Genomic DNA, 1,769 nt, shown 5'->3' with positions numbered 1-1,769 from the left:
CGTCGCCGGAGCGCGGCCGGAGCGCGCCGGGCAGTCGGGGTCCGTCGGAGCCGGGCCGGGGGTCGCCGGAGCCGGGCCGGGGTTCGCCGGGCGGCCGGGCGTCGCCGGAGCGGGTCCGGGGTTCGCCGGCATGGCTGTGGCACCTCACCGTGCTCTCCTCGTCGCCGTGCGTCCGTGACCGCTCCTGCCCCCTTCCGGTCAACCAACATTGGTATACCATTCTGGGTCTCATGGGCGAACACAAGCACCGCAAGGGAAATCACATGCGCATCGTCGTCGCTCTCGGAGGAAACGCCCTCGCCCGCCGCGGGGAACCGATGACGGCCGACCGGCTGCGCGCCAACGTCAGGGGCGCCTGCCAGGCCCTGGCCGGTCTGGCCCGCGAGCACGAGGTCGTCATCACGCACGGCAACGGCCCGCAGGTCGGCCTCNNGATCGGCTACGTCATCCAGCAGGAGCTCTCCAACGCCCTGGCCGGCGAGCGCGAGGTCGCCGCCGTCCTCACCACGACCGAGGTCGACGAGGCCGACCCGGCCTTCGAGCGCCCCACCAAGCTGATCGGCCCCACCTACTCGGCGCAGGACGCCGCCGAGGCCGCGGCCGAGTACCGCTGGACCATCGCCCGCGACGGCGGCGCGTTCCGCCGGGTCGTCCCCTCGCCCGAACCGCTGCGCATCATGCAGGCGCCGCTGGTCGGCACCCTCCTCGACAACGGCACGCTCGTGGTGTGCGTGGGCGGCGGCGGCGTTCCGGTGCGCACCGACTCCAAGGGCCGCCAGATCGGCATGCAGGCCGTCGTCGACAAGGACGCGGCCAGCGCCGCCCTCGCCGCCGACCTGAAGGCGGACATGCTGATCATGCTCACCGACGGCGACTTCGTCAGCGAGAACTGGGGCACCCCCGAGCAGCGGGACATCCTCACCGCCTCGCCCGAGGGCCTGGCCGAGATCGCCTTCGCCGAGGGCTCGATGAAGCCCAAGGTCGACGCCGCCATCCGCGTCGTCCGCGCCGGCGGCCGCACCCTCATCGGCCCCCTGGAGCGCCTCGACGACCTGATGGCGCGCCGCGTCGGCACGGAGATCCGCGCCGACGTCGACGGGGGCGTCGAGTACGTGGGGCGGTGACGGCCCCCGGAGGGGGCGGGCCGCCCCCTCCGGTATACCGTTTGATCTCCGGAGCCGTGGCGGCAATCCGCCGCCGCCACGGCTCCGGGCCAGGGCCTGATCCGAAGGCGGGCCCTACTCCGCCGCCGTCCTGCGCTGGTGCGCGGCGGCCTCGTGCCGGCTCGTCTCCAGGTGGCGCAGGGCCAGCTTCTCGACGCGCTCCACGTCCCGCGCCTCGATCCCCCGGTACAGCTCCGCGTGCTCCTCGGCGACGGCGGTGAAGTCGTCGTGCTGCCCGAGCATCCAGCGCATCCGGCTGCGCAGCGTCGCGTTCAGCTCGGTGAGCAGCGCGTTGTCGGCGAGCTCCGTGACGGTCTCGTGGAAGTCGGCGGCCGCCCGCCGGGCGGCCTGGCCGTCGCCCTTGGCCGCCGCCGCCAGCTCGGCGTCGAGGTCGGCGCGGAGCTTGGCGAGCCCCGCCCGGGTGCGGCGCTGCGCGGCGAGCCGGAAGCCGAGGATCTCCAGGGCGGACCTGACCTCGCCGAGGTCCGAGATGTCGGACGCGGTGAACTCGCGGACCACCGCCCAGGTGCGCGGTCGCGGCGTCACCAGGCCCTCCGCGACCAGGTCCCGCAGGGCGTCGCGGACGGGCAGCCGGCTCACGTCCAG

3 protein-coding genes are annotated in these 1,769 nt (G+C 74.6%); 1 reads left to right on the top strand and 2 read right to left on the bottom strand.

The features are described 5' to 3' along the window. Positions 1-202: hypothetical protein (locus CCN56_RS44025; RefSeq protein ID WP_218779504.1), on the bottom strand; the 202-nt coding region annotated here is incomplete at its 3' end. A gap of 28 nt (positions 203-230) precedes the next feature. On the opposite strand from CCN56_RS44025, the gene CCN56_RS39265 reads away from it, so the two are divergent. Then, on the top strand, positions 231-1,124 hold the full coding sequence (locus CCN56_RS39265; RefSeq protein ID WP_256962418.1) for a carbamate kinase: 894 nt from the start codon (positions 231-233) through the stop codon (positions 1,122-1,124). A 114-nt stretch (positions 1,125-1,238) separates the two neighbouring features. On the opposite strand, the gene CCN56_RS39260 is transcribed toward CCN56_RS39265, so the two are convergent. Beyond that, positions 1,239-1,769: GntR family transcriptional regulator (locus tag CCN56_RS39260; RefSeq protein WP_107484308.1), on the bottom strand; the 531-nt coding region annotated here is incomplete at its 5' end.

Origin of the sequence: Streptomyces sp. NRRL B-24572, from assembly GCF_002156145.1 — a bacterium.
GTDB lineage: Bacteria > Actinomycetota > Actinomycetes > Streptomycetales > Streptomycetaceae > Streptomyces > Streptomyces vietnamensis.
Note: the sequence above shows the minus strand (reverse complement) of the source record. Positions and strands in the feature narration are given on the sequence as shown.